This is a genomic window from Caballeronia sp. LjRoot34 (assembly GCF_964253815.1).
GTDB lineage: Bacteria > Pseudomonadota > Gammaproteobacteria > Burkholderiales > Burkholderiaceae > Caballeronia.
In genome coordinates this window covers 2,306,665-2,331,347 of sequence record NZ_CAXUSB020000002.1, presented here as the reverse complement: position 1 = coordinate 2,331,347, position 24,683 = coordinate 2,306,665, and the positions used below count along the sequence as shown (strand labels likewise).

The following is a 24,683-nucleotide window of genomic DNA, read 5'->3' as shown; positions in this document are numbered from 1 at the left end:
GCGAGTCAGGTGGGGATGACGGTTCGCAGGAACTTCACGAGTTGGTCATTGACCACGTCGGGGGCTTCGTGCTGTACCCAGTGGCCGACACCATCGAGTTCGAGACCCCCGACGAGACCGGGAACGCCGGCGCGCATCTGGTCCACGGTAAGCGGATAAAGCTCTTTCAAGCCATCCGCCTTCCCCCAAATGAAAAATGAAGGTTGGGTAATCCTGGCGCCCTTCCACGGAGCGGACAAATAGAAGTACGGTTCGGCGGCTCGATAGTAGTTCAGACCACCGTGAAAGCCGGTGCGCTGGAATTCCGCGACGTTATGAGCGACGTAATCAGGTTCCGCCCATGACGGCGACGGTCCGGGGGCCGCACGGTGAAGGCTTCGTGCGGAATCCATGGGACTCCACCGCGTGTCTGCCGGAGCGGAGCCCGAGGCCCAATACAGAATTCCCGGAATGGTCACCGTGGCGTCGGCCCAGATCTGATCGGCGTCCGGTCGGATCTGTTCGAACATGTAGAAATCGTCTTGATGGCCGGACTTCCGCATCTTCTCGAAGACGCTGACATCCCCACGAGGAACGAAAGGCACGCTGAGGCAGAACACAGCCTTAAATCGATCGGGACGCATCAGCGCCGCTTGCCATACGTGGGTTGCACCCCAGTCGTGACCCACGAGGACGGCACTCGGGATCTTCAGCGCATCGAGCAGACCAACCAGGTCACCGACCGTTTGCAGTGGCGTGTACAAGGCTGCGTCCGCCGGAGCCGAGCTGCGTCCGTAGCCGCGCATATCAGGAGCAATTGCTCGATATCCGGCAGATGCGATCGCTTTCATCTGTCGGCGCCACGTATAGGAGGTATCTGGAAATCCGTGGCAGAAGAGAACGGTGGGCCCTTCCCCTTGTTCAGTTACGTGCAAGGTGACGCCATTGGTAGCAATGTCGTACTCCTTGAGGCCCTCGTCGCCGCCAGGGCTCTCTGCTTCAGCCTGTTGACCCAGCAGCAGGCTTGCAGCAACGGCAGTCCCACTTGCGAGGAACGTGCGGCGAGAAATAATTGACCTGGAAACTGAAGCAGATGCTGTGATATTGCCAACCATAGGGTTGCCTCGAATAGGGATGCGTGAACTCGGGAACCCGCTCATGGTAGAACCTGGAAATACAGTCGGAAGGCCGTATATCCGACAATTCCGGCCATACTTGCGCAGTCGTGCGCATCACGTCAGTATCGACAGTAGAATCGCCGCGCGTCAGGCGTGGTCGCGAAAGCAATGCCTGAGCGCCGGTTGCCGGCCGCACCGGTGGAATTATTGTGGAAGCTGGCAGGTGTGGCGCGTTCGCATCAGTGATATCGCTGATCAATATGATTCGACAGCCGGCACGGCTCGCGCACTGCGCCGGCATGCAAGGCTTAAAGTTGGCTGTACAACCTTCCAGGATTTGTCATGTTGCGCATCGGTTACATCGTCGTTCCAAACTTCCAGGTCATGATCTTCGGCGGCCTGACGGTGTTTGAAATGGCGAACCGGATGACTAAAGAACCGCACTACGACATACGTCTGATATCTGAAGGTGGAGGACCGGTTCAAAGTTCTCTTGGATATTCGGTTTTGACGGACAGTTTCGATGATGGCGGTTTCGACACGGTAATCATCGGCGGCATCATTGATGGCGTTTACACGGCGAGCCCCGCACTGGTCGATTATTTAAGAGGAGCGGTGAAAAACACTCGCCGCGTTGCCTCAATGTGCACGGGAGCCTTCTTTTTGGCTCAGGCCGGCGTTCTTGACGATCGGCGCGCCACGACGCACTGGGCGCATGCACGCGAATTGCAAACGACGTATCCGAGAATCAACGTCGAAGAAGATCGTATATTTATCGTGGATGGTCCGGTATGGACATCTGCGGGCATGACCGCGGGAACTGATCTCGCGATTTCGATGGTAGAACGGGATCTTGGTGTAAAAATAGCGCGGACTATTGCAAAGCGAATGGTCATGTTCCATCGACGTGCCGGCGGACAGTTACAGCACTCGACGTTGCTGGATCTCGATGCGAAGACCGATAGAATCCAGACCGCATTGGTCTATGCGAAAAGCAATTTGCACACCCCACTGACGGTCGACAGACTCGCTGAAGCTGCCAATTTGAGTGTGCGGCAGTTCACTCGCGCATTTCGTGAGGAGACGGGGCAGTCACCCGCGAAGGCTGTCGAGAATTTGCGGCTAGAAGCTGCGCGTCTCATGGTTGAGCAGGGAAGGTTGCCAATTGACGTCGTTGCACGAGAAACCGGTTTTGCTGATCCCGACAGAATGCGTCGCGCGTTTTTGCGAGCCTTCGGTCAACCGCCCCAAGCTATCCGCCGCAACGCGCGTGGCCATGCGAACGGTTGACATATAAGTTCCTCTTCCCGCCGGTGGCGACGTACCGTCGCGCCAGGTTAAGCACGAATTGTCGTTCGGTGTACACGGAATCCAGGGCGGGGAACTACGCCGGTCTAACCGTAACGCGCACAGCCTATCTGTCGTCGGCGGCACTATCCTGCCTCCGCGATTTTCATGTTCTGCGGCACAAGCAATGGCATTTGCCGCTTTCGCGTCACGCGGGTCGGTGATAGCGATCGTTAAAAAATCCTACTAAATCAAGGCGTATTTTTTCACCATTTACGGTAACTGACAGCTCCCGGATCGCTCAGGATTGTCGGAGAAACGCGGTCCAGCGCGCTAAGCGGACGAATAACGCGAGAACTTGGCGGATTACAGCGATAGTCTTTCGCATGGGGACGGGACGCGGACAGTAAGGTGAAAGCTCGTTTGGCGGCCCTTCGGAATCGGCTAGAGCCGGGTGTCGTCATTCTTGTTTTTCGGAGTGCACGAGCTATGAGAATCTCCCTGTCCGCCGGCATTGCCGTGCTGTTCCTGAGCACCAGCGCGCTTGCGCAACAACCGATCGCTTTTCCGATGCGCAGCCAGAGTCCGGCGCAAACCAGTATCGATACCGCCATGTGCTACAGCTACGCCAATCAACATACCAGCGTGGTGATGGCGCGCGTGTCCCAGGCGCCTGAAAAGCCGAAGACCGTGAAGCCTGGTGCGGTGCATCCGGTTGCGGTGGCGGCGCCGTTGCCATCGTCGGCGATTGCGATTTCGCCTGGGTCGGCGCCGGTTGCTGCATCGGCGATGGAGGCATCCTCGACGCCCACGCCCGGCGTGGCGGCGGATGCTCGCGCTGCCGCGCACGCAAGTTCGACTTCCGCCGATGCACCTATGCCCGCGTTGCCACCGCCCGAGCCGCCGATGGTTCAGTACTGGCGATCATATGGCGAATGCATGACTGACCGTGGGTATATGGTGCGGTGATTTTTCGCTCGCGCCGGTGGACGGGGATGGGTTTTGGGGTTAGTGGTTGGGGTTTATGCTGGGGTGGTCGGTTCCGGGGTTAGCGGTCGGAGTCAATGCCGGGTTGGTGCTTTCAGTGTTAGTGGTCTGCGAGAGTCGGATTTTCTCTTTATCACTGTTAGCCACTGTGCGTGGCGGCACGTCATTTCTTTGTCCAAAGCGACAAAGAAACGAAGCAAAGAAAGCGCTTTAACCGCTCTACCCTAAGTGTCCACAGCGTGCAGTTTTCATTCATGGGTGCCCCAAAAGCACGGTGCTCGCCAGAGCCACGGATGTGTGAAACCCTCCTTCTCCGAACACCGATACCCACACGCTTCGCCACCAGTGATTGAACCTGCCCAAGGGGCACCCCGCGCTATCCGCGGACGACCCCCCGCCGAATCAGTACGCGCCGCGAACCTCGTCGCCAACCCGCCAAGAAACGAAGCCGCAAAGATGCGGGCGGGCGTAACCGACGAAAATAGCTGTCCAGAACGCGCAGCCAATTCACAAAAAACTGAAGCAGTAAACACAAACACGCATCAAGCTGTGGCCTACAAATACGGTCGCACAGACCACGTAGCTAAGCTGTCAAAAAACCGCAGCCGTAAATACCCGTAAGGCAGTGCGGGTTCCTTAGCAATTGTGCTTGCCCGAGAGCGTACGGGGCGAAGCGTGTTCGTGTCAGGATTCGCGAGAAGGAGGGTTTCAAACATCCTCCGCTCTGGCGAGCACCGTGCTTTTGGGGCACCTATGAATGAAAACTGCACGCTGTGGACACTTAGGGTAGCGTGGTTGAAAGCGTTTTCTTTGCTTCGTTTCTTTGTCGCTTTGGACAAAGAAATGACGTGCCGCCACGCACAGTGGCTAATAGTGATAAAGAGAAAATCCGATTCAGGCAGACCGCTAACACTGAAAGCAGCAACCCGGCACTGACCCCGACCGCTAACCCCGGAACCGACCAACCCGGCACTGACCCCCGACCACAGCCCCTGAAAGCATCTACCCTGAGCCCCTAAGCATGTCATGTCAACTCAATACCACCCGTATTACGCTATATTTACAAAAATATAGCGCAGCAAAAAAACGCGAAATACTCGCGGCGGTACCCACAGACCGGTCAAACGAATTTAACGGGTCACGTGTAACCGGCCATCACCCCTGGACGAACTAACAAACAGACGCGCAGAGAATAGCGGAGTTGATAAACCGCGCCACAAACCGGTTGAAATAGTCCACAGGCCTTCAAAATTCATCACGATTTTTCCGTTCCGAGGGATTAAAGCCGTGATTGAAGTGTTTGCCTGTTAGAACCACAACCGCAGTTCCCTGTCGCGACCCGGAAAGCCGATTCATACAAGAACGGCCTTCCTTGAAAAGTTGGTTTTGTTCAGGAGCACATCATGCAGACCCGGCGTCGATTTATTTTCGCAGGCAGCGTTTTTGCGGCAGCGGCGTTTGCCGCGTTCAATCAACGTCGTGTATTAGGTGCGACCGGAAAAGACGCCAGCACCACCGATGAATCGTTCGAAGTCGTTCACCCTGACGATCAATGGCGCCGCCTGCTGACGCCTGCGCAATACAACGTACTTCGGCACGAAGGCACAGAACGTCCTTACAGCAGCCCTTTGAACGACGAACATCGCAGCGGCACGTTCGCGTGCGCCGGATGCCAGCTCGACGTCTTTTCGTCGCGTACGAAGTTCGACAGCCACACCGGCTGGCCGAGCTTTTGGGCTCCGCTCGACCACGCGGTGGGAACGCATGAGGACTTGTCTTTCGGCGTCTCGCGTACCGAAGTGCATTGCCGGCGTTGCGGTGGGCATCTGGGCCATGTCTTCGATGACGGTCCAAAACCCACAGGTTTGCGCTATTGCATGAACGGCCTGGCAATGACGTTCAAACCCGCCGCTGCCTAAGCGTTACCTAAGCGTTACCTGAGCGCTGCCTGAGCGTTATCTAAGCGTTACCCGAGTACGCCGCCTGATCCGCTGCACAAGCTATCGAAACTGCTTTGCGCTGAATCCCGACCACCAAAAGACCTAAGAACCTTCACGCTCATGTTACTCATTGTCCTGGCTTATCTTGGCGGCGCGCTCACTATCCTGAGCCCCTGCATCCTGCCCGTGTTGCCCTTCGTGTTCTCGCGGGCGGATCAACCGTTCGTGCGTAGCGGCCTGCCCTTGCTTGCCGGCATGGCCATCACCTTTGCAGCGGTCGCGACGCTCGCGGCAGTGGGCGGCGGCTGGGTGACGCAGGCGAACCAGTACGGCCGCTGGCTTGCTGTCGCATTGCTGGGTATCTTCGGCTTGACGTTGCTGTTGCCAAGCTTCGCCGAACGCCTCATGCGTCCGTTTGTCAGCGCGGGCAACCGGCTGACCGAATTTGCCCAGGCCGATGGACAACAAGTGCGCGCGAGTTCGTCGTTCCTGCTGGGCATTGCGACCGGCTTGCTGTGGGCGCCATGCGCCGGCCCGATTTTGGGCCTTGTACTGACCGGTGCGGCATTGCGCGGCGCAAGTGTCGGCACGACGTTGCTGCTGGTCGCTTACGCGGCAGGGGCTGCGACGTCGCTGGCGGTGGCGTTGCTCATCGGCGGCCGTGTGTTTGCTGCAATGAAACGCTCGCTGGGGGCGGGCGAGTGGATTCGTCGCGGTATAGGCGCTGCGATGTTGCTCGGTGTTGTCGCCATCTCGTTAGGACTCGATACCGGCGTGCTCGCGCGCGTGTCGACTGTTGCCACGGGTGGCATCGAACAGAAACTGGTGGACCTGTTATCGGGCGGTACGGCGCAGGCCAAGGCTGTCAACAACGAAACGGCGACACCCGCCCAGACTACCGCGGCAACCGATGCCGCCGCCGGACCCGCGATGATGCGCGCAGCCGCTCCCGCCGACGCGCCGCTGTCGCTGCCGGTGGAAGGCGAATTGCCGCCGTTGTCCGGCGCCGTTCAATGGCTCAATTCGCCGCCGCTGACGGCACAGGATTTACGCGGCAAGGTTGTGCTCGTCGACTTCTGGACTTACTCGTGCATCAACTGCTTGCGCTCGTTGCCTTACGTGAAAGCGTGGGCGCAGAAGTATCGTGATCAGGGGCTGGTCGTGATCGGCGTGCATGCGCCCGAGTTTGCATTCGAGCGCAACGTGGACAACGTTAAGCGAGCGACGCACGATCTGGGTGTCGACTATCCGGTTGCCATCGATAACAACTACGCAATCTGGCGTGCATTTGGGAACCAGTACTGGCCGGCGCATTATTTTATCGATGCCAAGGGGCAGATTCGTTTTCATCACTTTGGCGAAGGGGACTACGCGCATTCGGAACAGGTGATCCAGCAGTTGCTGGCGGAAGCCGGTCACGCGAATGCGGGCGCGATGGTCAGCGACGAAACCGTAGCGAAGGGCGTGCAAATGGCCGCCGATAACGCCGACATGCAGTCGCCGGAAACCTATGTAGGCTACGAGCGTGCGGAGAACTTTGCTGACCACGGCGGCGAGTCGCATGACCGCGTTCACACGTATGCGGCGCCTGCTCAACTCGCGCTTAACGACTGGGGTCTGGCGGGTGCATGGAAGGTAGAAGCCGAGCAAGCGACGCTGGCGGCATCGACGGGAACTATCGTTTATCGATTCCACGCGCGTGACTTGCATCTCGTGCTCGGACCAGGAAAGGACAACAAGCCGGTGAGGTTTCGCGTGAGCATCGACGGCGCGGCGCCGGGCGACGCACACGGGTCGGATGTCATGGCCGATGGCACCGGCACGGTCACGGAGCAGCGCTTATATCAACTCGTACGCCAGCCGGGCGATGTAAAAGATCGCACCTTCACCATTGAATTCCTGGATCCTGGTGTCGAGGCATATGCGTTCACGTTCGGTTGAGTGGCGAGAAGCGAACGCATAGGGCGCGGCCTTATGCGTCGTTGAAGCGATAAATCAGCAGGCGGCCTTTATAGGCGGCAGTATCGTCGAAGGCGATTTTATCCAGCCGTTCCTCGCGCATCTGGAAGCCGCGGTCGCCCATTTGCCGGTTGAACGCGGCTCGATTGCCCCGGTCGGGGTCCACGATCCAGACCTCCGCCGCCGCCGACGCATGCAGTCCGATGAACGCGGCGAGCGTTGCGTTGGCATCGCGTTCGTAGAGCAGGTCGCTGCCCATGATCAGGTCGAAGCGGCCATCGACAATACGGCGTCCTGCTTCATCTTCCAGCGTGTCTTCCAACTCGGGGATGGACCAGTTGCCATGCCGGTATTTCATGGGCGGCAGGTGATTCAGGCGCAGGTTTTTGTCCAGGAAGTCTGCGGTCAGTGGATGGCAATCGCTGGCGGTCACGTCCGCGCCGCGACGGTGTCCGACGAGGCTGGCGAGCGCCAGTCCGCAGCCGATTTCGAGAATTCGTTCGTCCAACAATACTGGCCGCAGGGCGAGGCGTGCGGCGAGATGCGCGCCGGATGGCCACAGCATGCCGAATAGCGGCCACATGGCGGAGGAGATGCCGATTCGCTCGGCGTCGCCGGTGGGGTCGGAGAATTGCTGAAGGTCCAGCAGCGAGCGAATGATGAGGTCTTCAACGCCAGCAACGGCGATGTTTTGTTGCTTGGTCAGGTAACCGGGCATCAGGGAGGCGCAAAGTGAAGCCGCGCGGGGAGACGGGGACGTAGTATGCGCCAGTTTGGGCGTCGGGGGCCGGGATGTCCCGCGTGCCTGCTGTTTTGGGTGTTCGTGTGAACGACCTTCCTTCGTGTTTGTCCCTATCGCGCCCGCCGGCCTCCACTCCAATAATGTAATCCATTACATCCTGCGGGCTGTGAGTTGAAACAAATGACGGAAACATTTCGCACCGCCGATGAAATCTCGATCTCCGATGTCGCCCAGAAGGCGGGCGTATCGGTCGCGACTGTTTCCCGCGTCCTGAACGGCCACACCAACGTACGTGAACCCACCCGCGACAAAGTGCTCGCAGCGGTTGCGGCCAGCGGGTATCGAATCAATGAACTCGCCCGCAATTTGCGCACGGCCGAAAGCCGCATGCTGCTCACCATGGTTCCCGACTTCGGCAACCCGTTCTATGCCGCCATCGTTCGCGGTATCGACAGCGTCGCCCGTCAAAACGGCTATTTCATGCTGCTCTGCGATACAGGCGCCGATCCTGGCCGCGAGCGCAGTTACTTCGACCTGCTGCGAGGCCGCCGCGCCGACGGCGCCATCTGTCTCGATCCTGCCGCCATTCAGCAGGCGCTAGTCGAGGAAACTGCCACGCTGCCCTGGGTAGCGTGTTGCGAGTTTGATCCCGCGGCAGGCGTGCCGTATGTAGGCATCGACAACTATCAAGCCGCTGGCGATGCAGTACGCTACTTGCTCAGCCAAGGCCACCGGAAAATCGCGCTGATTAATTCGGGCCGAGGCTATTTATATAGCCGCCAGCGCGCAGAGGGGTACCGCGATGCGCTGAGCGCTGCGGGGATCGACGCCGATGCCGCCTGGCAAATCGACCTCGATACCCTCGATTACGCGGCCGGCGAAAGCGCCGCGCGCACGCTGACACGCCTGCGGCGCAACCGACCGACTGCTGTGTTCGCCGTCTCCGATACCCTCGCCATCGGCGTGATCAACGGCTTGCGGGGCGTCGGTTTGCGCGTGCCGGACGACATGGCCGTAATGGGTTTCGACGATATCGCCGTCGCCGCGCAAATCGATCCGCCGCTTACCACGGTCGCCCAACCCATGCGCGAACTCGGCGAAACCGCCGCGCGCCTGCTGCTCAAACGCCTGCGCGAACCCAACGTACACGTGCCCGGCGTGCTGCTCCCGCACAAGCTGATGATACGAAGGAGCGCGTGATCATGAGCCTGGCTGTCAGCTTCGACAACATCGAAAAACAGTTCGGACCGGTTCGCGTGCTGCACGGCGTGAGCTTCGACCTCGCACCTGGACGCATCTACGGCTTGCTTGGTGAGAACGGCGCGGGCAAGTCGACGTTGATGAAGATACTCGCCGGCTATGAACGTCCGAGCGCGGGCACGTTCTCCATCGACGGCGTCGTCAAGTCCTTCGACAGTTCGCGCGATGCCGAAGCCACAGGCATCGTGCTGATCCATCAGGAGCTGAACCTCGCGGATCATTTGAGCATCGTGCAGAACATGTTTCTCGGTCACGAGAAACGGCGCGGCTTCTTCCTCGATGAACCCGCCATGCGCGAAGACGCACGCGCGCGTCTCGCCGATGTCGGCCTGCACAAGCACCCGGATACACGCGTGCGCGACCTGATCGTCGCGGAGAAGCAACTCGTGGAAATCGCCAAGGCCATGCTGCGCGATGCCCGCCTCTTGATCATGGATGAGCCCACCGCCACGCTCACGCCCGCTGAAACGCAACGCCTGTTCGCGTTGATGGCGCGGCTGAAGGACGACGGCGTGACCATCGTTTATATCTCGCACAAGCTCGATGAAGTGGAGCTTGTCACTGACGAGGTCATCGTGATGCGCGATGGCCGTTTCGTCACGCGCGGGCTGACTGCCGAGACCACGCGCCAGCAGATGGCGAACCTGATGGTCGGGCGCGAAGTGTCCGACATGTTCCCCGATAAACCCATCCTCGCCGCCGATGCCCGCGTTGTGTTCAAGGTCGATAACGCCTATGTGCCGGGATGGGCGGAGAACGTGAGCTTCTCGGTGCGGGCAGGCGAAGTGTTCGGCTTCGCGGGACTTGTGGGCGCGGGACGCACGGAACTCTTCGAAGGACTGGTCGGCCTGCGGGCGCGCACAGCGGGACGCATCATGCTCGACGGCGAGAGCATCAATCCGCGCGATCCCCGCACCGCGATGAAACATGGCATCACGTATCTGAGCGAGGACCGCAAGGGACGTGGCCTGCACGTCGACATGGAGTTGAAGGACAACCTCACCATGATGACGCTGGAGCGCTACGCGCATCCGCTGCTCGACGCGCAAGCGGAACGCGATGCGCTTAAAAAGGCGGTCGGCGACTTCGGTATCCGCACGGGCAATCTGGCGAGCCGCGCACGCATGTTGTCGGGCGGCAATCAGCAAAAGCTCGCGCTCGCGAAGTTCCTGCATCCCGATCCACGCGTGGTTGTTCTCGACGAGCCCACTCGCGGTGTCGATGTCGGCGCGAAACGCGATATCTATTTCCTGATCCACGCGCTCGCCGCTGAAGGCCGTGCGGTGATCGTCATCTCATCCGAACTGATCGAGCTGATTGGTTTATGCCATCGCGTGGCGGTGATGCGCGGCGGCCAGCTTGTCGCCACGCTTGGGTCCGGGCATCTGACTGAAGAGAGGTTGATCGCGCATGCGACCGGCACACACTGAAGACGTTGAAGGATCGAGCCGCCTGGGCAGCTTCGCGCGGCGGCTGCACGGCGTCGGGCCACTGCTCGGGCTGGTCGCGCTCTGCATAGGCGGCACGCTGCTGAACCCGGATTTCGCCACCTTCGACAACGCGATGAACGTCCTCACGCGAACCTCGTTCATCGGCATCATTGCCGTGGGGATGACCTTCGTGATCATCTCGGGCGGTATCGATTTGTCGGTCGGATCGATGGCCGCATTGATCGCGGGCAGCATGATCTGGATCATGAACGCGCTCGCGCACGGCGTGGGCGGACGCACCCTTGCGCCACTCGCCATTATCGCTGTCGGGATCGTTTTAGCCCTTGTTTTAGGGGGTCTTTTCGGTTTGGCGCATGGCCTGCTCGTGACCAAGGGACGGATAGAACCGTTCATCGTGACACTGGGGACGCTCGGCATTTTTCGTGCGGTACTGACGTGGCTCGCGGACGGAGGCGCGCTCACGCTCGACAACAATTTGTCCGATCTCTATGGCCCTGTGTATTACGCCAGCCTCTTCGGCATTCCCGTGCCGATCTGGGTGTTCCTGATCGTCGCAGCGGGCGGCGTGATCGTGCTGAACCGGACCGTGTTCGGGCGGCATGTGCAGGCTATCGGGTCGAACGAACAGGTCGCGCGTTATGCGGCCATTCGCGTCGATACCGTGAAGATCGTCACGTATGTGCTGCTTGGACTGTGTGTAGGCGTGGCGACCGCGCTGTATGTGCCGCGCCTCGGGTCCGCAACCCCTACGACCGGCCTGCTCTGGGAGCTTGAAGCGATTGCGGCGGTGGTCGTTGGCGGAACCGCGTTAAGGGGGGGCGAAGGGCGCGTGATCGGGACGGTGATCGGCGCGATCCTGTTGTCGGTGATTGCGAACATCCTGAATCTCACCAGCATCATCAGTGTGTATCTCAACGCGGCAGTGCAGGGCGCCGTGATTATTTTCGTAGCGTTTTTACAGCGTGGACGTCGTTGAAGTGTGTTCGAACCGTGCCCTGACATCCTCTCAGGCGCCTGTCAAAACAATGGAGACACAGCATGAAAAACATTCTTCGCGCACTCGGCGCCCCACTCGTTACATTAGCGCTGGCGGCGGGCGCCGTCTCGGCCAACGCCGCCGATAAAGTCACGCTCGGCGTTGCTATCCCGACGGCGACGCACGGCTTCACCGGCGGTATTGTCTGGTGGGCCAACGAGGCTAAAAAGGAACTGGAACAGGCGCATCCTGACCTGAAGATCATCATCAAGACCGCGGCCGGCGCGCCGGAACAAGCGAACCAGTTGCAGGACCTGGTGACGGTGAACAAGATCAACGCGCTGGTGATTTTCCCGTTCGAATCGGCTTCCTTGACGCAGCCGGTGGCGCAGGTCAAGAAGAAGGGCGTGTACGTCACCGTGGTGGATCGCGGGCTGACCGATACCAGCGCGCAGGACGCGTACGTAGCCGGCGACAACACCGCATTCGGCAAGCTGCCGGCTGAATATCTGGCGAAGACGATGGACGGCAAGGGCGATATCGTGGCGTTGCGCGGCATCCCGACCACGCTCGATAACGAACGCTGGGCTGCGTTTGAATCGGTGATCAAGCAGCATCCCGACATGAAGATACTCGATGCCAAATACGCCAACTGGAATCGCGACGACGCGTTCAAGGTCATGCAGGATTACCTGACGCGCTTCAAGCATATCGACGCGGTCTGGGCGGCCGATGACGACATGATGATCGGCGTGCTGAAGGCCATCGATCAGGCGAAGCGTACGGACATCAAGCAGGTATTTGGCGGCGCGGGATCGAAGGAAGCGGTCAAGCGGATCATGGACGGCGACAAGCTCGTGCAGGCGGATGTGTCGTACTCGCCCAAGTTCATCTATGACGCGATCAAGCTCACCGCTGAAGCCCGTTTGAAGGGCGAAAAGTTGCCGCCGACGACCATCATTCCTTCGGTGCTGATCACGAAAGACAACGCCAAACAGTTCTATTATCCGAATTCGCCGTTCTGAATTCCGGGCGGTTTGAACACAGCTACGTTAGCGGATCGATGCTCATGAAAACCATCAAAGGCCCCGCCATTTTCCTGGCGCAGTTTCTAGGCGACACCTTGCCCTTCGATAACCTCGCGCATCTTGCGGGCTGGGCGAAGGGCCTGGGTTACGAAGGTATCCAGGTGCCGTGCGATCCGCGGCTGATCGATCTTGAGCAGGCTGCAAAGAGCGATGCATATTGCGACGATCTGCTTCGCGTAGTGGGCGACGCGGGCGTTAGCATCACGGAGTTATCGACGCATTTGCAGGGGCAGCTCGTCGCGGTTCACCCGGCCTACGACACGCTCTTCGATGGTTTTGCCGCCGCGCATGTCCGCGGCGATCCCAAGGCTCGCACGGCTTGGGCGATCGAACAGGTCGGGTTCGCGGCGGCGGCATCGAAGCGTCTAGGGTTGAGTGCGCACGTGACGTTTTCGGGGGCGTTGGCATGGCCTTATTTGTATCCGTGGCCGCAGCGTCCGCAGGGTCTGGTGGAAGCCGCGTTCGAGGAACTGGCGCGCCGCTGGCGGCCGTTGCTCGACGCCTTCGATCAGGCTGGCGTGGACGTTTGCTACGAGTTGCATCCGGGTGAGGATTTGCATGACGGCGTGACCTTCGATCGTTTTCTTGCTGCTGTCGACCATCATCCGCGCGCGAACATTTTGTTCGATCCGAGTCACTTCTTGCTGCAGCAACTGGACTACCTTCAGTTCATCGATATCTATCACGAACGCATCAAGGCTTTCCATGTGAAGGACGCCGAGTTCCGCCCTAACGGCCGGCAGGGCGTGTACGGCGGTTATTCGGGGTGGGTGGATCGGGCAGGGCGATTCCGGTCGCTGGGCGACGGGCAGATCGATTTTGGCGCGATCTTTTCGAAGATGGCGCAGTACGATTTTCCCGGCTGGGCCGTGCTTGAATGGGAGTGCGCGTTGAAGCATCCGGAGGATGGCGCGCGGGAGGGGGCGGACTATATCCGCAAGCGTATTATTCGCGTAGCGGATCGAGCGTTCGATGACTTCGCGGGAAGCGGCGCGAACGGTGAGCAAATACGGGAGGTGCTGGGGTTCGGGCCTTAAAACTCGGGCTTTAAGACTCGGGCGTCAAGACCCGGGTCTTGAAGCACCGAACGCCAGTCCATCACCCTGTCTCCAGGCCGGCCCCGAATTTTCTTAGCCAAGACCCGGCCCAATCAGGATAAAGCTCGTCACGTCGGTCATCGTACGCGGTTGACGACCGGGACGCAGGCGTCCCGCGATTCGAACCAGGGTGCGATCATCAAGGTGAGCAGTGACTGCTCTCGCATACTGTTCCTGATCGAGTACAACGCGGGCCTTGATGATCTCGCCCTCACGCAAGAGCAGCGCCACGACTACCTCTCCGGCCCGATTTCCTTCAATATCAAATTCACCATTCAGATGCTCGACAGTTCCGATGAAGACGTCGTCGCGGTCACGTTCGACCGCACGCAGTTCCCGGCGCACGTCGTCAATACGCCCGAAGTAATCGCTTCGAATCCTGATGTTCTCACCGGGCGTGGCGTCCTGCGGTAAGGCAACGGTTGTCGCCCAACGAAACGACATATCGATGTTGTTGCGCACGTCGTCATTGTGAAGACGAGTCAGCGCTTCGCAAAGATTCGACGAAACGACTGGCGAGGCCGCTGCCTTTTGCGAATCTACAAAACGGCTCAGCCCGTCCTCTTCGATGGCCCTGACGAGTTGGCGCACGCCATTTCTGGCGGTAAGCATGGTCATGCGCACAAACGAGTCGTTCGCCTGCGCGAGGTCGGGCATGGAAGGCGTTTCCATAGCGTCGACAGGACACGACACGCGGACCACGAAGCTGCCTCGCTCGGTATGTCCGAACCGTGCATGACCGGCAAGCTGTGTAGCTTCCGCCCTGTGCAGACGCGGGTGATGAGTCTGGGGACGCAATACGGTACAGGCCGACGCGAGCAAAATCTGCTCAGCGCCCAGCAGCAACGAAGCGGCGAACGACAAGGGCAGGCCGTCATCAATCGAGCCGCCGCTCGTCACGCGGTAGTAAATGGAGTCGTCACGCGAGATGGCAGCGAGCTGAACCAGATCCGCCAGCTTCATACCCTGCAGGTCTGCGAGCTTGGACAATGCGAGTTCGCATGCCTCGGCGTAGTCCGGCGCATCCTGATCCATCGGAATAACGATCTGGCGACGCGGCGCGGCGGCGTGATGCATGACGTAAAGACGGTCCACGATGCCGTCGGGCAGCGACTCCCATCCCAGCGATTTCACGAAATCACGCAGGCCAGAAGGTGATAAATCTTTAATCGCCATGAGGAACTCGATGAGCGGGCGCTTTATAAGCAGGAATTTCGCGGCGCGAGATGCTCGCCATGAGTTTCATCAGGCCGGTACCGTCGAACACCTGGTTCTTCGGAATTTTTACCGTAACGCCTGCGTGGTTGTCTGTGGGCGGCGCGCCGCGCAGACTGACCCAGTACGCGCATTTTCGCAGCACGAGTTGCTCGTGGGAGTGTGTCAGCCAGTCTTCGGCTTTCGGCGGCAGGAACAACACGGCAAGTATCCGCGGCGACGCGTGTGTTTCGCGGCGCAGATCGTCGTATTGCTGCGTGCCGGACAGGAAATAGGAGAGCGAGTCGCCGTCGTCGAATGGCGGCTTGATGCTTGCCTTCAGCTGGACCTTGATGTCGACTTCGGTCAGGCTTCCGCCATTCGGAAATGGCTCCCAACCGGTGAGCATGGCATCGATGCCGGCATTGTCATCGTGCCGGTTGCTCGTCTTGCAGTTGACGCCCGCGTGGGATGCAATTGCGTGGAGGTAAGCGTAACTCAACTCCGATTCCCGATTTACTGCTGTGAGCGCTGTTGCCATGATCTTCCCGCAGTTCTGTTATCCATCGACAGGAAAGCATAGGGGAAACACGATTTCTCGACTTGTGGAAAAATTCGCTGCGACAAAATTTGACGCTTTGCTCAGGGCAAAAGAAAACGCCGACGCGAATGCGTCGGCGCAGAACTACCGGAAAGACCAGCCGCTTTTCAGCGGCCTCAGCTTCTTACGACCAGTCGGCGTGGAAACTACCCTTCTTATCCACGCGTTCGAACGTGTGCGCACCGAAGAAATCGCGCTGTGCCTGCACCAGATTCGCCGGCAACGTTTCCGACCGGTAACTATCGTAATAAGCCACCGCCGACGAGAACGCCGGCACCGGCACACCTGCCTTCACCGCGGCCACGACCACGTCGCGCAACGCACCCTGATACTTCGTCGCGATGTCGGTGAAATACGGATCGAGCAGCAAGTTGTGCAAGTCCGGGTTGGTCTTGTAAGCGTCCGTGATCTTCTGCAAAAAGCCCGCACGGATAATGCAACCCGCCCGGAAGATCTTCGCGATCTGGCCATATTGCAGGTCCCACTTGTACTCTTCCGACGCCGCGCGCAACTGCGCAAACCCCTGCGCATACGAAACAATCTTGCTCAGGAACAACGCGCGCCGCACGGATTCCACAAACGCGTCACGATCGCCATCGAACTTCGGCGACGGTCCCGTCAACTGCTTGCTTGCTTCAACGCGCTGATCCTTCAGCGAAGACAGCACGCGCGCAAACACAGCTTCCGTAATCAGCGGCAACGGAGCGCCAAGGTCAAGCGCATTCTGGCTGGTCCACTTGCCCGTGCCCTTTTGCGCCGCGCGGTCGAGAATGACATCGACCAGATCCTTGCCCGTCTCTTCATCCTTCTTCGAGAAGATCTTCGACGTGATCTCGATCAGGTAACTATCCAGTTCACCCTTGTTCCACTCGACATACACGCGGCCCAGTTCTTCGTTCGACAAGCCTGCCACGCGCTTGAGCACGTCGTAGCTTTCGGCGATCAACTGCATGTCGCCGTATTCGATCCCGTTATGCACCATCTTCACGTAATGTCCCGCGCCGTCCGGGCCCATGTACGCCACGCACGGTTCGCCGTCCGGCGCCTTGGCTGCGATCTCGGTCAGGATCGGCGCCACCAGGTCATACGCTTCCTTCTGGCCGCCCGGCATGATCGATGGACCTTTCAACGCGCCTTCCTCACCGCCGGACACACCGGTGCCAATGAAGTGCAGCCCCGACTTGGCAAGGTCGGTGTTGCGGCGGATGGTATCGGTGAAATGGGTATTGCCGCCGTCGATCAGGATGTCGCCCTTGTCGAGCAGAGGACGCAGCGAGTCGATGGTGGCGTCGGTGCCCTGGCCGGCCTTGACCATCAGCAGGATGCGGCGCGGTTTTTCAAGCGACTCGACAAATTCTTCCAGCGTGTACGAAGGCACGAGTTTCTTGTCGGGATGCTCGGCTATCAGCTCGTCGGTTTTTTCGCGGCTGCGGTTGTACACGGATACCGCATGTCCGCGGCTCTCGATGTTCAACGCCAGATTGCGTCCCATGACGGCGAGGCCTACAACGCCGATTGCTTGCTTGCTCATGTTTCTCTCCGAATGACCGAAGCGCGGGCGGCTCGTGGCTACACACGCGACGGATGCGATTTGTCAATTGGGGCGGTGCCCGCGACGGCGTTCCGGACAGGCTCTCGCGCCGGGAAACAGTGGCGAAAGCGGCACGGACACTACGCGATCGGCCAGCCTGGCTGGCTTTTCTCGCGCGAACGCCGCGCGGAACGCGCAGACGGAGCGAGATTACCACTTTGACACGGCGCTGGCAGACATCGCACGCGCCCGCACGACCGGACAGCGGTTGGACAGCACGTCGGCAGTACGCTGGCCGCAACCGGGCAACACGCCTGACACCGGTCTAGAATGAGCATCCGCGACCGGTTCCAGGCGCGGCGCGACTCGCTTGAACCCAGGCGAAACAGGGCAACCGCATGGCGCTTCGGAAAAAGACTCAGCAAAAGACTCAGGAAAAGACTCACCCAAGGACTCACCATTACCACGTCTACGTGATCGAACTGGCCGACACCGTCTGGAACGAAGCGCGTTTCCGGCGCGCGAATCCGGATTACGTGCTCGGCATGCCCTTCGTTTACGTAGGCATGACGGGTATTGATCCTGACGTTCGTTTCGACAAACACAAGGCCGGCATCCAGTCGAACCGGTATGCGCGGGAATTCGGGCTGCGACTGTTGCCGCGGCTCTACGAACTGTATAACCCGATGCCTTACGAAGGTGCGCGGGAGATGGAAGTGGAATTGGCAATTGGCTTGCGGGAAGCCGGATACGGCGTCTGGCAGGCGTAGAAACCAGGCGGCGCCGTCGCATCCGCGGCCGGCGTTCTGATCAGACTAAATGCAAGGAGCGGGACATGCGGATTCTGGTGGTGGGTGCGGGCGCGATTGGCGGCTATTTTGGTGGACGGCTGCTCGACGCGGGCCGTGACGTGACGTTCCTCGTGCGCGAGCGGCGCGCCGCCCAACTCGCGAAGACAGGCCTCAACGTCCGCAGCCCGAACGGCGATCTGTCCATACCCAATCCGCCCGTCGTGCTGGCGAAAGACGTACGCGAGCCGTTCGACCTGATCCTGCTTAGCTGCAAGGCTTACGATCTCGATGGCGCCATCGAGTCGATAAAAACCTCGGTCGGCCCGAACACCGCCATCCTGCCGATGCTCAACGGCATGCATCACCTCGATGTGCTCGAAGCGCAATTCGGTGCGCAGCGCGTGCTCGGCGGTCAGTGCATCGCGGCCGTGACGCTCGACGCCGACGGCACCATCGTTCACTTGAACAAGCTGCATTCCATGGCGTTCGGCGAGCGCGCAGGGGGGTTATCCCCGCGAATTGAAGCCATCTCGGCGCAATTGTCAGATGCGCAATTCGACGCGGTAGCCAGCCCCGAGATCATTCAATCGATGTGGGAAAAGTGGGTGTTCCTCGCAACGCTCGCGGCCGGCACATGCCTGATGCGCGCACCGGTCGGCGACATCATCGCGGCGCCGGGCGGCCAGAAACTGCTGCTCGATCTCTTCGATGAAGCCCGCGCCATTGCAACCGCGAACGGTTTTACGCCCGGGGAAGCCGTGGTCGCGCGTGCGCGGGGGATGTTCACGGAGGCCGGTTCCACGATCACTGCCTCGATGCTGCGCGATCTGGAGAACGGCGCGCGGATCGAAGCGGACCACGTGGTGGGCGATCTGATTGCGCGTGCCAAAGGGGCTAAAGATGTCCAGGGACCGAACAGCACGCCGGTTTTTTCAACGGCCTACACGCACTTGAAAGCTTACGAATCCCGCCGCGAACGTGGCGACGTCAAGGCTTCGTAAGCCGAATCCGGTGACGAGAACGGAATGGATGCCGTGCTGTTGCCTTTATTGCCTCGTTGCCTTAAAAAATCCGCATCGCGCTTTAAACAGCCATTCCGTACTTTGAAGCAACGGGCATAACGCGATACGCTTTGCGCTTCTCAAAAGTAACGCTCGCCGAACATGCACGATCATGCCTTGCAAGAGCCGCTCGCCCCGCCAACCATTGCGGAAATTTTTATCGGCTTCCTCACGCTCGGGTTGATCGCGTTCGGCGGCGCGTTGCCGCTTGCACGGCGCGAAATCGTCGATCGGCGCAAGTGGCTCACCCCCGACGAATTCGTCGATCTGCTGGGCCTGTGCCAGTTTTTGCCGGGCGGCAACGTGATCAACTTCTCGGTTGCGGTCGGCATGAAATTTCGCGGCGTGGCGGGGGCGCTGGCCGGGCTGCTCGGGTTGATCGTGGGGCCTTCGCTGATCGTGATCGGACTCGGCGTGCTGTATCAACGCACGCATCAAGACCCTCATATCCGCCATTTGTTCGCGGGACTCGCTGCGGCGGCCGCGGGCTTGCTGGTGTCGATGGCGATCAAGGTAGCGTGGCCGCTGCGGCACAAACTCTCCATGGCGGCGATCGCAGCCGTAGCGTTCATCGCGATCGCGTTGCTGCGCTTGCCGTTGTTGCCGGTCATGCTCGTGCTCACACCGGTTTCGATTTTCATCGCGTCGAGGGTGAATCGCGAAGTGAAGCCCGAAGCGAATCGGGAAGCGAAGCGCGGGGAGGGCCAATGAATCACGATCTCGTTTCGCTTGCGGCCATTTTCAGCCAGCTTTCACTGCTCGCTTTCGGCGGCGGCAATACCATCCTGCCCGAGATGCAGCGGCAGGTAGTGGACATACATCAGTGGATGTCGAAGGCGGATTTTTCCGCACTGTTCGCGCTCGCGCAGGCGGCGCCCGGACCGAACATGATGATCGTGACGCTGATCGGCTGGCATGTGGCCGGCTGGCCGGGCGTGCTGGTGACATCGATTGCCAAGTTCGGCCCGTCGTCAATCGTGACGGTCGCGGCCATGCACGCCTGGGAACGCTTCAAGGACCATCCATGGCGTAGGTACGTCCAACTCGGTCTCATACCGATGACAGCCGGCCTGGTCGCGGCGAGTGCGTCGTTGATTGCCGAAGCGTCGGACACCCGCTGGATACTCGCGGCCATCACGGCGGTCATCGCGTTCCTGTCGTTCAAGACCAAGCTGCATCCGCTGTGGTTGCTGGCCTTGGGCAGCCTGATCGGGCTGACCGGTTTCGGGCAGTTCTAGACCGGCGTCGGCTTTAAAGGCGAAAGGTCGAGCCTGTTGCGGGCATGGGCCTTGGGAACAAGGGAGGCGTTGGCCACGCGGCATCGATGAGTTCAGCTATGGCATGAACATCGCGGAAAGTGAATTTGCCGCCCACAAGCGGCGGTATTGGGAAGTGGAGCTGGGCCTTTGCCGCGTCGCTGTGATCGGGCGAAAAGCCGCATCGAGCGCGTCAGGCCGTTGCTGAATAGAATGGCCTGAGTTTCGTTTCGAGGAGAAAGAACTGATGGCGATGACCACTGAATTCGCACTTGCTGCGCCGTCTCGCGATGAGATCGACGCACTCGCCGGGCCGACGGTGATCGAATTCGGCACCGCCTGGTGCGGCTATTGCCGTGCGGCCCAGCCGCTGATTGCGGAGGCCTTCCAGGACCACGCCGGTGTCCGGCATTTGAAGATCGAGGATGGCAGCGGCCGCCCGCTCGGCCGCTCATTCCGGGTCAAACTCTGGCCAACGCTGATCTTCCTCGACAACGGGCTGGAGGTCGCGCGGGTCGTGCGGCCGAAAAGTACATCGGAAATCCGCGATGCTTTCGCGCTGATCGACCATCCGGTTTCGCCATGACGAGGGTTTTTACCGATCGTTCGGGGCGCGATGTCCGGGAATATCATCGCTTCGAAGGGTAAAACGGACCACGGGCAAACCGGGCGCGGGAGTTGCGCACGCTGTCTTGCGCGCCGCTTCGGCAATGCGTGCGCGCGACGCCGTCCGCTCCGGCGTTACCCTGACCAGCAGGAGGTTCACCATGCCGCGTTTCGCCGCCAACCTCACCATGATGTACAACGAACACGCGTTCCTCGACCGTTTTGGCGCGGCGGCGCGTGATGGTTTCAAGGCGGTGGAATTCCTGTTCCCCTATGAATTTCCGCCAGCGGAGATCAAGGCCCAGCTCGTGGACAATGGCCTGAAGCAGGTGCTGTTCAACGCGCCACCGGGCGACTGGACCGGCGGTGAACGCGGCCTTGCATCGTTGCCGGGACGCGAGGAGGAGTTCAGCCGCAGCATGGAGATCGCGCTGGACTATGCCGCGGCGCTCGGCAACGACCGGCTCCATGTAATGGCGGGGCTGATGGAAACGCCGCACGCAATGCAGCATTCGCGCGAACAGCATCGCGATGTCTATATCAAGAACCTCACGCTGGCCGCCAGCATGGCGCAAACGGCTCGTGTCACCATCGTGATCGAGCCGATCAATACGCGTGACATGCCCGGCTATTTCCTGAACCGGCAGGATGACGCGCAAGCAATCTGCGAAGAGATTGGCCTGCCGAATCTGCAAGTCCAGTTCGACTGCTATCACTGCCAGATCGTCGAAGGCGATCTGGCAGTCAAGCTTCGCCGCGACATGAAACGGCGTGACGCGGGTATCGGCCATATTCAGATTGCCGGCGTGCCCTACCGCAACGAGCCGGATACGGGCGAAGTCAACTATCCGTACCTATTTGATCTCATCGATTCACTCGGCTATGGCGGGTGGATCGGCTGCGAATATCGGCCGCGCGCAGGCACGTCCGACGGTCTGAGCTGGCTCACGCCGTATCGTCATGCGGGCCGCGCATCATGACCATGCCGATAAGATCCGATGCGCCATGTCGGGGCCGGTGGTTCGCTTTGATAGCGCTGAATCAAGCGTTGAAACCACCCGCACGACGCTGAAACTTTTTGTGCGGCGTGATAGTCCACGGCAAAAAGCGAGTTCGCTTACGCTTCACGTCACCTGTTTTTTCACCCGCGGCGCCCATCGCGATTCGCGATAGATGCTGCTTTCAGGAGAGTTCACATGCAGATCACCGGAGAAATGCTGATCGGTGCCACGGCGGTGCGCGGAAATGACGCTACGCTGCATGCCTTCGATCCGGCGCGCGGCGTTGACTTGAAGCCGGCTTTTGGTGGCGGCGGAGCGTTGGAAGTCGCGCGCGCGGCAGAGCTTGCCGAGCAGGCATTCGATACCTACCGGCTCGCACCGCTCGAAACGCGTGCGCAATTCCTGGAAGCGATTGCGGACAACATCGCTGGGCTCGGCGATACGCTGATCGAACGCGCCCAAGCCGAATCCGCGTTGCCGAAAGCGCGCCTGGAAGGCGAGCGCGCCCGCACGATCGGGCAATTGAAACTGTTCGCATCGCTCGTGCGCGAAGGCCGCTGGCTTTCTGCCACCCTTGATTCACCGCAGCCCGAACGCAAGCCGTTGCCGCGTCCCGACTTGCGTTTGCAGAAGATTCCCGTTGGACCGGTTGCCGTGTTCGGCGCCAGCAATTTTCCGTTGGCGTTTTCGGTAGCCGGCGGCGACACGGCCGCCGCGCTTGCCGCGGGATGCCCCGTGATCGTGAAGTCACATCCGGCGCATCTCGGAACATCGGAGCTGGTCGGGCGCGCGATCCAGAAAGCGGTGGCGGATTCAGGGTTGCCCGACGGCGTGTTCTCGCTCGTAGTTGGCGCGGGCAACGCGATAGGCGAAGCGCTGGTGGCGCATCCGGCTATCAAGTCGGTCGGGTTCACAGGCTCGCGGCGGGGTGGCCTGGCGTTGATCGAGATCGCATCCAGGAGGCGCGAACCGATTCCCGTGTTTGCCGAGATGAGCAGCATCAACCCGTTCTTCGTGCTGCCGGGTGCATTGGCGGCGCGGGCCGAATCGCTCGCGAACGGTTTCGTTGATTCAGTGACGCTCGGGGTCGGTCAGTTCTGCACGAATCCGGGTCTGGTGCTGGCGCTGGAGGGACCGCATTTGCAGGCGTTTATCGATTGTGCCGTGAGTGCTTTCGAAAAGAAGGGCGCTCAGACGATGCTGACGGCGGGCATTGCGGCCGCGTATCAGGAAGGCATTGCGCGGCGCGATGAGTCGGGCGTGGAGCGCGTTGCAACCGGCGCCGAATCCGACGCGTCGTGTCCGGCGCTGCCCGCGCTTTATACCGTGAGCGCCGAGAAATTCCTCGCCACACCGCAACTCGAGGATGAGATATTCGGACCGACGTCGCTGATCGTGATTTGCCGCAGCGAGGACGAGCTACTGGACTTGGCACGGCGTATTGAAGGCCAGTTGACGGCGACGTTGCAAATGGAAAGCGACGACGTGCCGCTCGCTCGCCGACTTTTGCCCATCCTCGAACGCAAGGCCGGGCGGATCCTGGCGAACGGTTTTCCGACCGGCGTTGAAGTATCGTATGCCATGGTGCATGGCGGACCGTATCCCGCAACTTCCGATAGCCGCGCGACCTCGGTTGGCGCGATGGCGATCGAACGCTTCTTGCGGCCGGTGTGTTACCAGGACTTGCCGCAGGCTTTGCTGCCGCTTGCACTTCAGGATGACAATCCGCTAAACCTGTGGCGCCTGCGCGATGGCGAACTCGGACCCAACTGAACACGCGAATCAAACGAATCAAACTCAAACAACCAGGAGATGAATACAGATGGAGCGCCGTTATCCCGATCCCGCCGTCCGAGTACTCGACTCGCGCTTTAACGCGCTGCGTGTCGGCATGGCGTCGGTCGAATGTTTGTATCAGGGGGCTCGCTGGTCGGAGGGCCCGGTCTGGTTCGGCGACAGCCGCACGCTGGTATGGAGCGACATTCCCAACAACCGCATGCTGCGCTGGGACGAGGAAACGGGCGAGGTCCGCCCGTTCCGCAAGCCCTCGAACAATGCCAACGGCAACACTCGCGACCGCGAAGGACGGCTGGTCACGTGTGAACATCTCACGCGCCGCGTAACACGCACGGAGTACGACGGTTCGATCACCGTGCTTGCCGATCAATACAACGGCAAGCCGCTCAATTCACCGAACGACGTGATCGTGAAATCCGATGGCTCGATCTGGTTCAGCGACCCGACCTTCGGTATCGACGGCTTTTATGAAGGCGAGCGCAAGGACGCTGAGTTGAAACCGGCGGTGTATCGCATCGATGGCAAGAGCGGCGAGATCACCCTGATGACCGACACGCTGATCGGCCCGAACGGACTCGCATTTTCGCCTGACGAGTCGGTGGTTTATATCGTCGATTCGCGTGCGTCGCCGCGCAAGATCCTCGCCTTCGATGTCTCTAACGATGGCCTTAAGCTGACAAACGAGCGCGAGTTGATCGATGCCGGGCAGGGCACGCCCGATGGTTTTCGCGCGGATGTGCACGGCAACCTGTGGTGCGGCTGGGGCATGGGCAGCGACGAGCTGGACGGCGTCAGGATCTTCACGCCGCAAGGTGAGGCGATTGGACATATCGCGCTGCCCGAGCGCTGCGCCAACGTGTGTTTTGGAGGCCGTTATCGCAACCGCTTGTTCATGGCGGCGAGTCACGGCCTGTACTCGCTTTACGTCAACACGCAGGGCGTGATCGGCGGTTGAAACGTC

22 protein-coding genes are annotated in these 24,683 nt (G+C 60.2%); 17 read left to right on the top strand and 5 right to left on the bottom strand.

The window, feature by feature from the left end:
* Positions 1–5 precede the first annotated feature (5 nt).
* Positions 6–1,094, bottom strand: coding sequence for an alpha/beta fold hydrolase (locus ACSQ36_RS29955; RefSeq protein WP_436184752.1), 1,089 nt, complete (start codon positions 1,092–1,094; stop codon positions 6–8).
* A 345-nt stretch (positions 1,095–1,439) separates the two neighbouring features.
* Here ACSQ36_RS29955 and ACSQ36_RS29950 point away from each other — a divergent pair, with 345 nt between their 5' ends.
* The 4 genes from ACSQ36_RS29950 to ACSQ36_RS29935 all read left to right on the top strand — a co-directional run bounded on the left by ACSQ36_RS29950 (position 1,440) and on the right by ACSQ36_RS29935 (position 7,252).
* Positions 1,440–2,387 (top strand): GlxA family transcriptional regulator, encoded by a 948-nt coding sequence (locus ACSQ36_RS29950; RefSeq protein WP_436184751.1) that lies wholly within the window; start codon positions 1,440–1,442, stop codon positions 2,385–2,387.
* 486 nt (positions 2,388–2,873) lie between these two features.
* Positions 2,874–3,353, top strand: coding sequence for a hypothetical protein (locus tag ACSQ36_RS29945; protein WP_436184750.1), 480 nt, complete (start codon positions 2,874–2,876; stop codon positions 3,351–3,353).
* 1,421 nt (positions 3,354–4,774) lie between these two features.
* Positions 4,775–5,290, top strand: a complete 516-nt coding sequence (gene msrB, locus ACSQ36_RS29940; RefSeq protein WP_436184749.1) for a peptide-methionine (R)-S-oxide reductase MsrB — start codon at positions 4,775–4,777, stop codon at positions 5,288–5,290.
* Positions 5,291–5,431: 141 nt separating this feature from the next.
* Entirely contained in the window at positions 5,432–7,252 is a 1,821-nt protein-coding gene (locus tag ACSQ36_RS29935; protein WP_436184748.1) for a cytochrome c biogenesis protein DipZ, read from the top strand.
* A gap of 31 nt (positions 7,253–7,283) precedes the next feature.
* Here the strand turns inward: ACSQ36_RS29935 and ACSQ36_RS29930 are convergent, their stop codons facing one another.
* Positions 7,284–7,988, bottom strand: coding sequence for a class I SAM-dependent methyltransferase (locus tag ACSQ36_RS29930; protein ID WP_213766054.1), 705 nt, complete (start codon positions 7,986–7,988; stop codon positions 7,284–7,286).
* 204 nt (positions 7,989–8,192) lie between these two features.
* On the opposite strand from ACSQ36_RS29930, the gene ACSQ36_RS29925 reads away from it, so the two are divergent.
* The 5 genes from ACSQ36_RS29925 (at position 8,193) to ACSQ36_RS29905 (ending at position 13,824) form a co-directional block, all read left to right on the top strand.
* Positions 8,193–9,212, top strand: a complete 1,020-nt coding sequence (locus ACSQ36_RS29925; RefSeq protein ID WP_436184747.1) for a LacI family DNA-binding transcriptional regulator — start codon at positions 8,193–8,195, stop codon at positions 9,210–9,212.
* A gap of 2 nt (positions 9,213–9,214) precedes the next feature.
* Positions 9,215–10,702, top strand: coding sequence for a sugar ABC transporter ATP-binding protein (locus ACSQ36_RS29920; protein WP_436184746.1), 1,488 nt, complete (start codon positions 9,215–9,217; stop codon positions 10,700–10,702).
* A complete protein-coding gene (locus tag ACSQ36_RS29915) occupies positions 10,683–11,699 on the top strand; it encodes an ABC transporter permease (RefSeq protein WP_436184745.1) in 1,017 nt (338 codons plus the stop codon). The genes ACSQ36_RS29920 and ACSQ36_RS29915 overlap by 20 nt, the downstream gene beginning before the upstream one ends.
* 62 nt (positions 11,700–11,761) lie before the next feature.
* Positions 11,762–12,724 (top strand): substrate-binding domain-containing protein, encoded by a 963-nt coding sequence (locus ACSQ36_RS29910; protein WP_436184744.1) that lies wholly within the window; start codon positions 11,762–11,764, stop codon positions 12,722–12,724.
* Positions 12,725–12,768: 44 nt separating this feature from the next.
* The gene (locus tag ACSQ36_RS29905) at positions 12,769–13,824 is read left to right on the top strand and encodes a sugar phosphate isomerase/epimerase family protein (RefSeq protein ID WP_436184743.1); all 1,056 of its coding nucleotides are present in this window, start codon (positions 12,769–12,771) and stop codon (positions 13,822–13,824) included.
* Between the two features lie 93 nt (positions 13,825–13,917).
* Here ACSQ36_RS29905 and ACSQ36_RS29900 read toward each other — a convergent pair whose 3' ends face one another.
* The 3 genes from ACSQ36_RS29900 to gndA form a co-directional block, all read right to left on the bottom strand.
* The gene (locus ACSQ36_RS29900; RefSeq protein WP_436184742.1) at positions 13,918–15,060 is read right to left on the bottom strand and encodes a hypothetical protein; all 1,143 of its coding nucleotides are present in this window, start codon (positions 15,058–15,060) and stop codon (positions 13,918–13,920) included.
* Positions 15,050–15,619: a DUF4365 domain-containing protein gene (locus ACSQ36_RS29895; protein WP_213766061.1), complete on the bottom strand. Its 570-nt coding sequence runs from the start codon at positions 15,617–15,619 to the stop codon at positions 15,050–15,052. Before ACSQ36_RS29895 ends, ACSQ36_RS29900 begins: the two co-directional genes overlap by 11 nt.
* 184 nt (positions 15,620–15,803) lie before the next feature.
* On the bottom strand, positions 15,804–17,210 hold the full coding sequence (gene gndA / locus ACSQ36_RS29890; RefSeq protein WP_213766062.1) for an NADP-dependent phosphogluconate dehydrogenase: 1,407 nt from the start codon (positions 17,208–17,210) through the stop codon (positions 15,804–15,806).
* A 398-nt stretch (positions 17,211–17,608) separates the two neighbouring features.
* On the opposite strand from gndA, the gene ACSQ36_RS29885 reads away from it, so the two are divergent.
* The 8 genes from ACSQ36_RS29885 to ACSQ36_RS29850 all read left to right on the top strand — a co-directional run bounded on the left by ACSQ36_RS29885 (position 17,609) and on the right by ACSQ36_RS29850 (position 24,677).
* Positions 17,609–17,980: a hypothetical protein gene (locus ACSQ36_RS29885; RefSeq protein WP_436184741.1), complete on the top strand. Its 372-nt coding sequence runs from the start codon at positions 17,609–17,611 to the stop codon at positions 17,978–17,980.
* A gap of 65 nt (positions 17,981–18,045) precedes the next feature.
* On the top strand, positions 18,046–19,002 hold the full coding sequence (gene panE / locus ACSQ36_RS29880; RefSeq protein WP_436184740.1) for a 2-dehydropantoate 2-reductase: 957 nt from the start codon (positions 18,046–18,048) through the stop codon (positions 19,000–19,002).
* A gap of 162 nt (positions 19,003–19,164) precedes the next feature.
* The gene (locus ACSQ36_RS29875; protein WP_436184739.1) at positions 19,165–19,773 is read left to right on the top strand and encodes a chromate transporter; all 609 of its coding nucleotides are present in this window, start codon (positions 19,165–19,167) and stop codon (positions 19,771–19,773) included.
* Positions 19,770–20,300: a chromate transporter gene (locus ACSQ36_RS29870; protein ID WP_213766066.1), complete on the top strand. Its 531-nt coding sequence runs from the start codon at positions 19,770–19,772 to the stop codon at positions 20,298–20,300. The genes ACSQ36_RS29875 and ACSQ36_RS29870 overlap by 4 nt, the downstream gene beginning before the upstream one ends.
* Positions 20,301–20,565: 265 nt before the next feature.
* Complete coding sequence (locus tag ACSQ36_RS29865) at positions 20,566–20,904, top strand: thioredoxin family protein (protein ID WP_436184738.1); 339 nt, start codon at positions 20,566–20,568, stop codon at positions 20,902–20,904.
* 181 nt (positions 20,905–21,085) lie between these two features.
* Positions 21,086–21,904 carry a 2-oxo-tetronate isomerase gene (gene otnI / locus ACSQ36_RS29860; RefSeq protein WP_436184737.1) on the top strand — a complete coding sequence of 273 codons (819 nt, stop codon included), beginning with the start codon at positions 21,086–21,088 and terminating at the stop codon, positions 21,902–21,904.
* A 216-nt stretch (positions 21,905–22,120) separates the two neighbouring features.
* Positions 22,121–23,698 carry an aldehyde dehydrogenase (NADP(+)) gene (locus tag ACSQ36_RS29855; protein ID WP_436184736.1) on the top strand — a complete coding sequence of 526 codons (1,578 nt, stop codon included), beginning with the start codon at positions 22,121–22,123 and terminating at the stop codon, positions 23,696–23,698.
* Positions 23,699–23,747: 49 nt separating this feature from the next.
* Positions 23,748–24,677 carry an SMP-30/gluconolactonase/LRE family protein gene (locus tag ACSQ36_RS29850; protein ID WP_436184735.1) on the top strand — a complete coding sequence of 310 codons (930 nt, stop codon included), beginning with the start codon at positions 23,748–23,750 and terminating at the stop codon, positions 24,675–24,677.
* Positions 24,678–24,683 lie beyond the last annotated feature (6 nt).

Excerpts from the sequence above, each read along its gene's own strand:
- panE (WP_436184740.1), top strand. The coding sequence starts at position 18,046 with ATGCGGATTCTGGTGGTGGGTGCGGGCGCGATTGGCGGCTATTTTGGT.
- ACSQ36_RS29855 (WP_436184736.1), top strand. The coding sequence starts at position 22,121 with ATGCAGATCACCGGAGAAATGCTGATCGGTGCCACGGCGGTGCGCGGA.
- ACSQ36_RS29870 (WP_213766066.1), top strand. The coding sequence starts at position 19,770 with ATGAATCACGATCTCGTTTCGCTTGCGGCCATTTTCAGCCAGCTTTCA.
- msrB (WP_436184749.1), top strand. The coding sequence starts at position 4,775 with ATGCAGACCCGGCGTCGATTTATTTTCGCAGGCAGCGTTTTTGCGGCA.
- ACSQ36_RS29955 (WP_436184752.1), bottom strand. The coding sequence starts at position 1,094 with ATGGTTGGCAATATCACAGCATCTGCTTCAGTTTCCAGGTCAATTATT.
- ACSQ36_RS29905 (WP_436184743.1), top strand. The coding sequence starts at position 12,769 with ATGAAAACCATCAAAGGCCCCGCCATTTTCCTGGCGCAGTTTCTAGGC.
- ACSQ36_RS29930 (WP_213766054.1), bottom strand. The coding sequence starts at position 7,988 with ATGCCCGGTTACCTGACCAAGCAACAAAACATCGCCGTTGCTGGCGTT.
- ACSQ36_RS29915 (WP_436184745.1), top strand. The coding sequence starts at position 10,683 with ATGCGACCGGCACACACTGAAGACGTTGAAGGATCGAGCCGCCTGGGC.
- ACSQ36_RS29950 (WP_436184751.1), top strand. The coding sequence starts at position 1,440 with ATGTTGCGCATCGGTTACATCGTCGTTCCAAACTTCCAGGTCATGATC.
- ACSQ36_RS29850 (WP_436184735.1), top strand. The coding sequence starts at position 23,748 with ATGGAGCGCCGTTATCCCGATCCCGCCGTCCGAGTACTCGACTCGCGC.
- ACSQ36_RS29885 (WP_436184741.1), top strand. The coding sequence starts at position 17,609 with ATGGCGCTTCGGAAAAAGACTCAGCAAAAGACTCAGGAAAAGACTCAC.
- ACSQ36_RS29865 (WP_436184738.1), top strand. The coding sequence starts at position 20,566 with ATGGCGATGACCACTGAATTCGCACTTGCTGCGCCGTCTCGCGATGAG.
- gndA (WP_213766062.1), bottom strand. The coding sequence starts at position 17,210 with ATGAGCAAGCAAGCAATCGGCGTTGTAGGCCTCGCCGTCATGGGACGC.
- ACSQ36_RS29935 (WP_436184748.1), top strand. The coding sequence starts at position 5,432 with ATGTTACTCATTGTCCTGGCTTATCTTGGCGGCGCGCTCACTATCCTG.
- ACSQ36_RS29925 (WP_436184747.1), top strand. The coding sequence starts at position 8,193 with ATGACGGAAACATTTCGCACCGCCGATGAAATCTCGATCTCCGATGTC.
- ACSQ36_RS29910 (WP_436184744.1), top strand. The coding sequence starts at position 11,762 with ATGAAAAACATTCTTCGCGCACTCGGCGCCCCACTCGTTACATTAGCG.
- ACSQ36_RS29895 (WP_213766061.1), bottom strand. The coding sequence starts at position 15,619 with ATGGCAACAGCGCTCACAGCAGTAAATCGGGAATCGGAGTTGAGTTAC.
- ACSQ36_RS29900 (WP_436184742.1), bottom strand. The coding sequence starts at position 15,060 with ATGGCGATTAAAGATTTATCACCTTCTGGCCTGCGTGATTTCGTGAAA.
- ACSQ36_RS29875 (WP_436184739.1), top strand. The coding sequence starts at position 19,165 with ATGCACGATCATGCCTTGCAAGAGCCGCTCGCCCCGCCAACCATTGCG.
- ACSQ36_RS29920 (WP_436184746.1), top strand. The coding sequence starts at position 9,215 with ATGAGCCTGGCTGTCAGCTTCGACAACATCGAAAAACAGTTCGGACCG.
- ACSQ36_RS29945 (WP_436184750.1), top strand. The coding sequence starts at position 2,874 with ATGAGAATCTCCCTGTCCGCCGGCATTGCCGTGCTGTTCCTGAGCACC.
- otnI (WP_436184737.1), top strand. The coding sequence starts at position 21,086 with ATGCCGCGTTTCGCCGCCAACCTCACCATGATGTACAACGAACACGCG.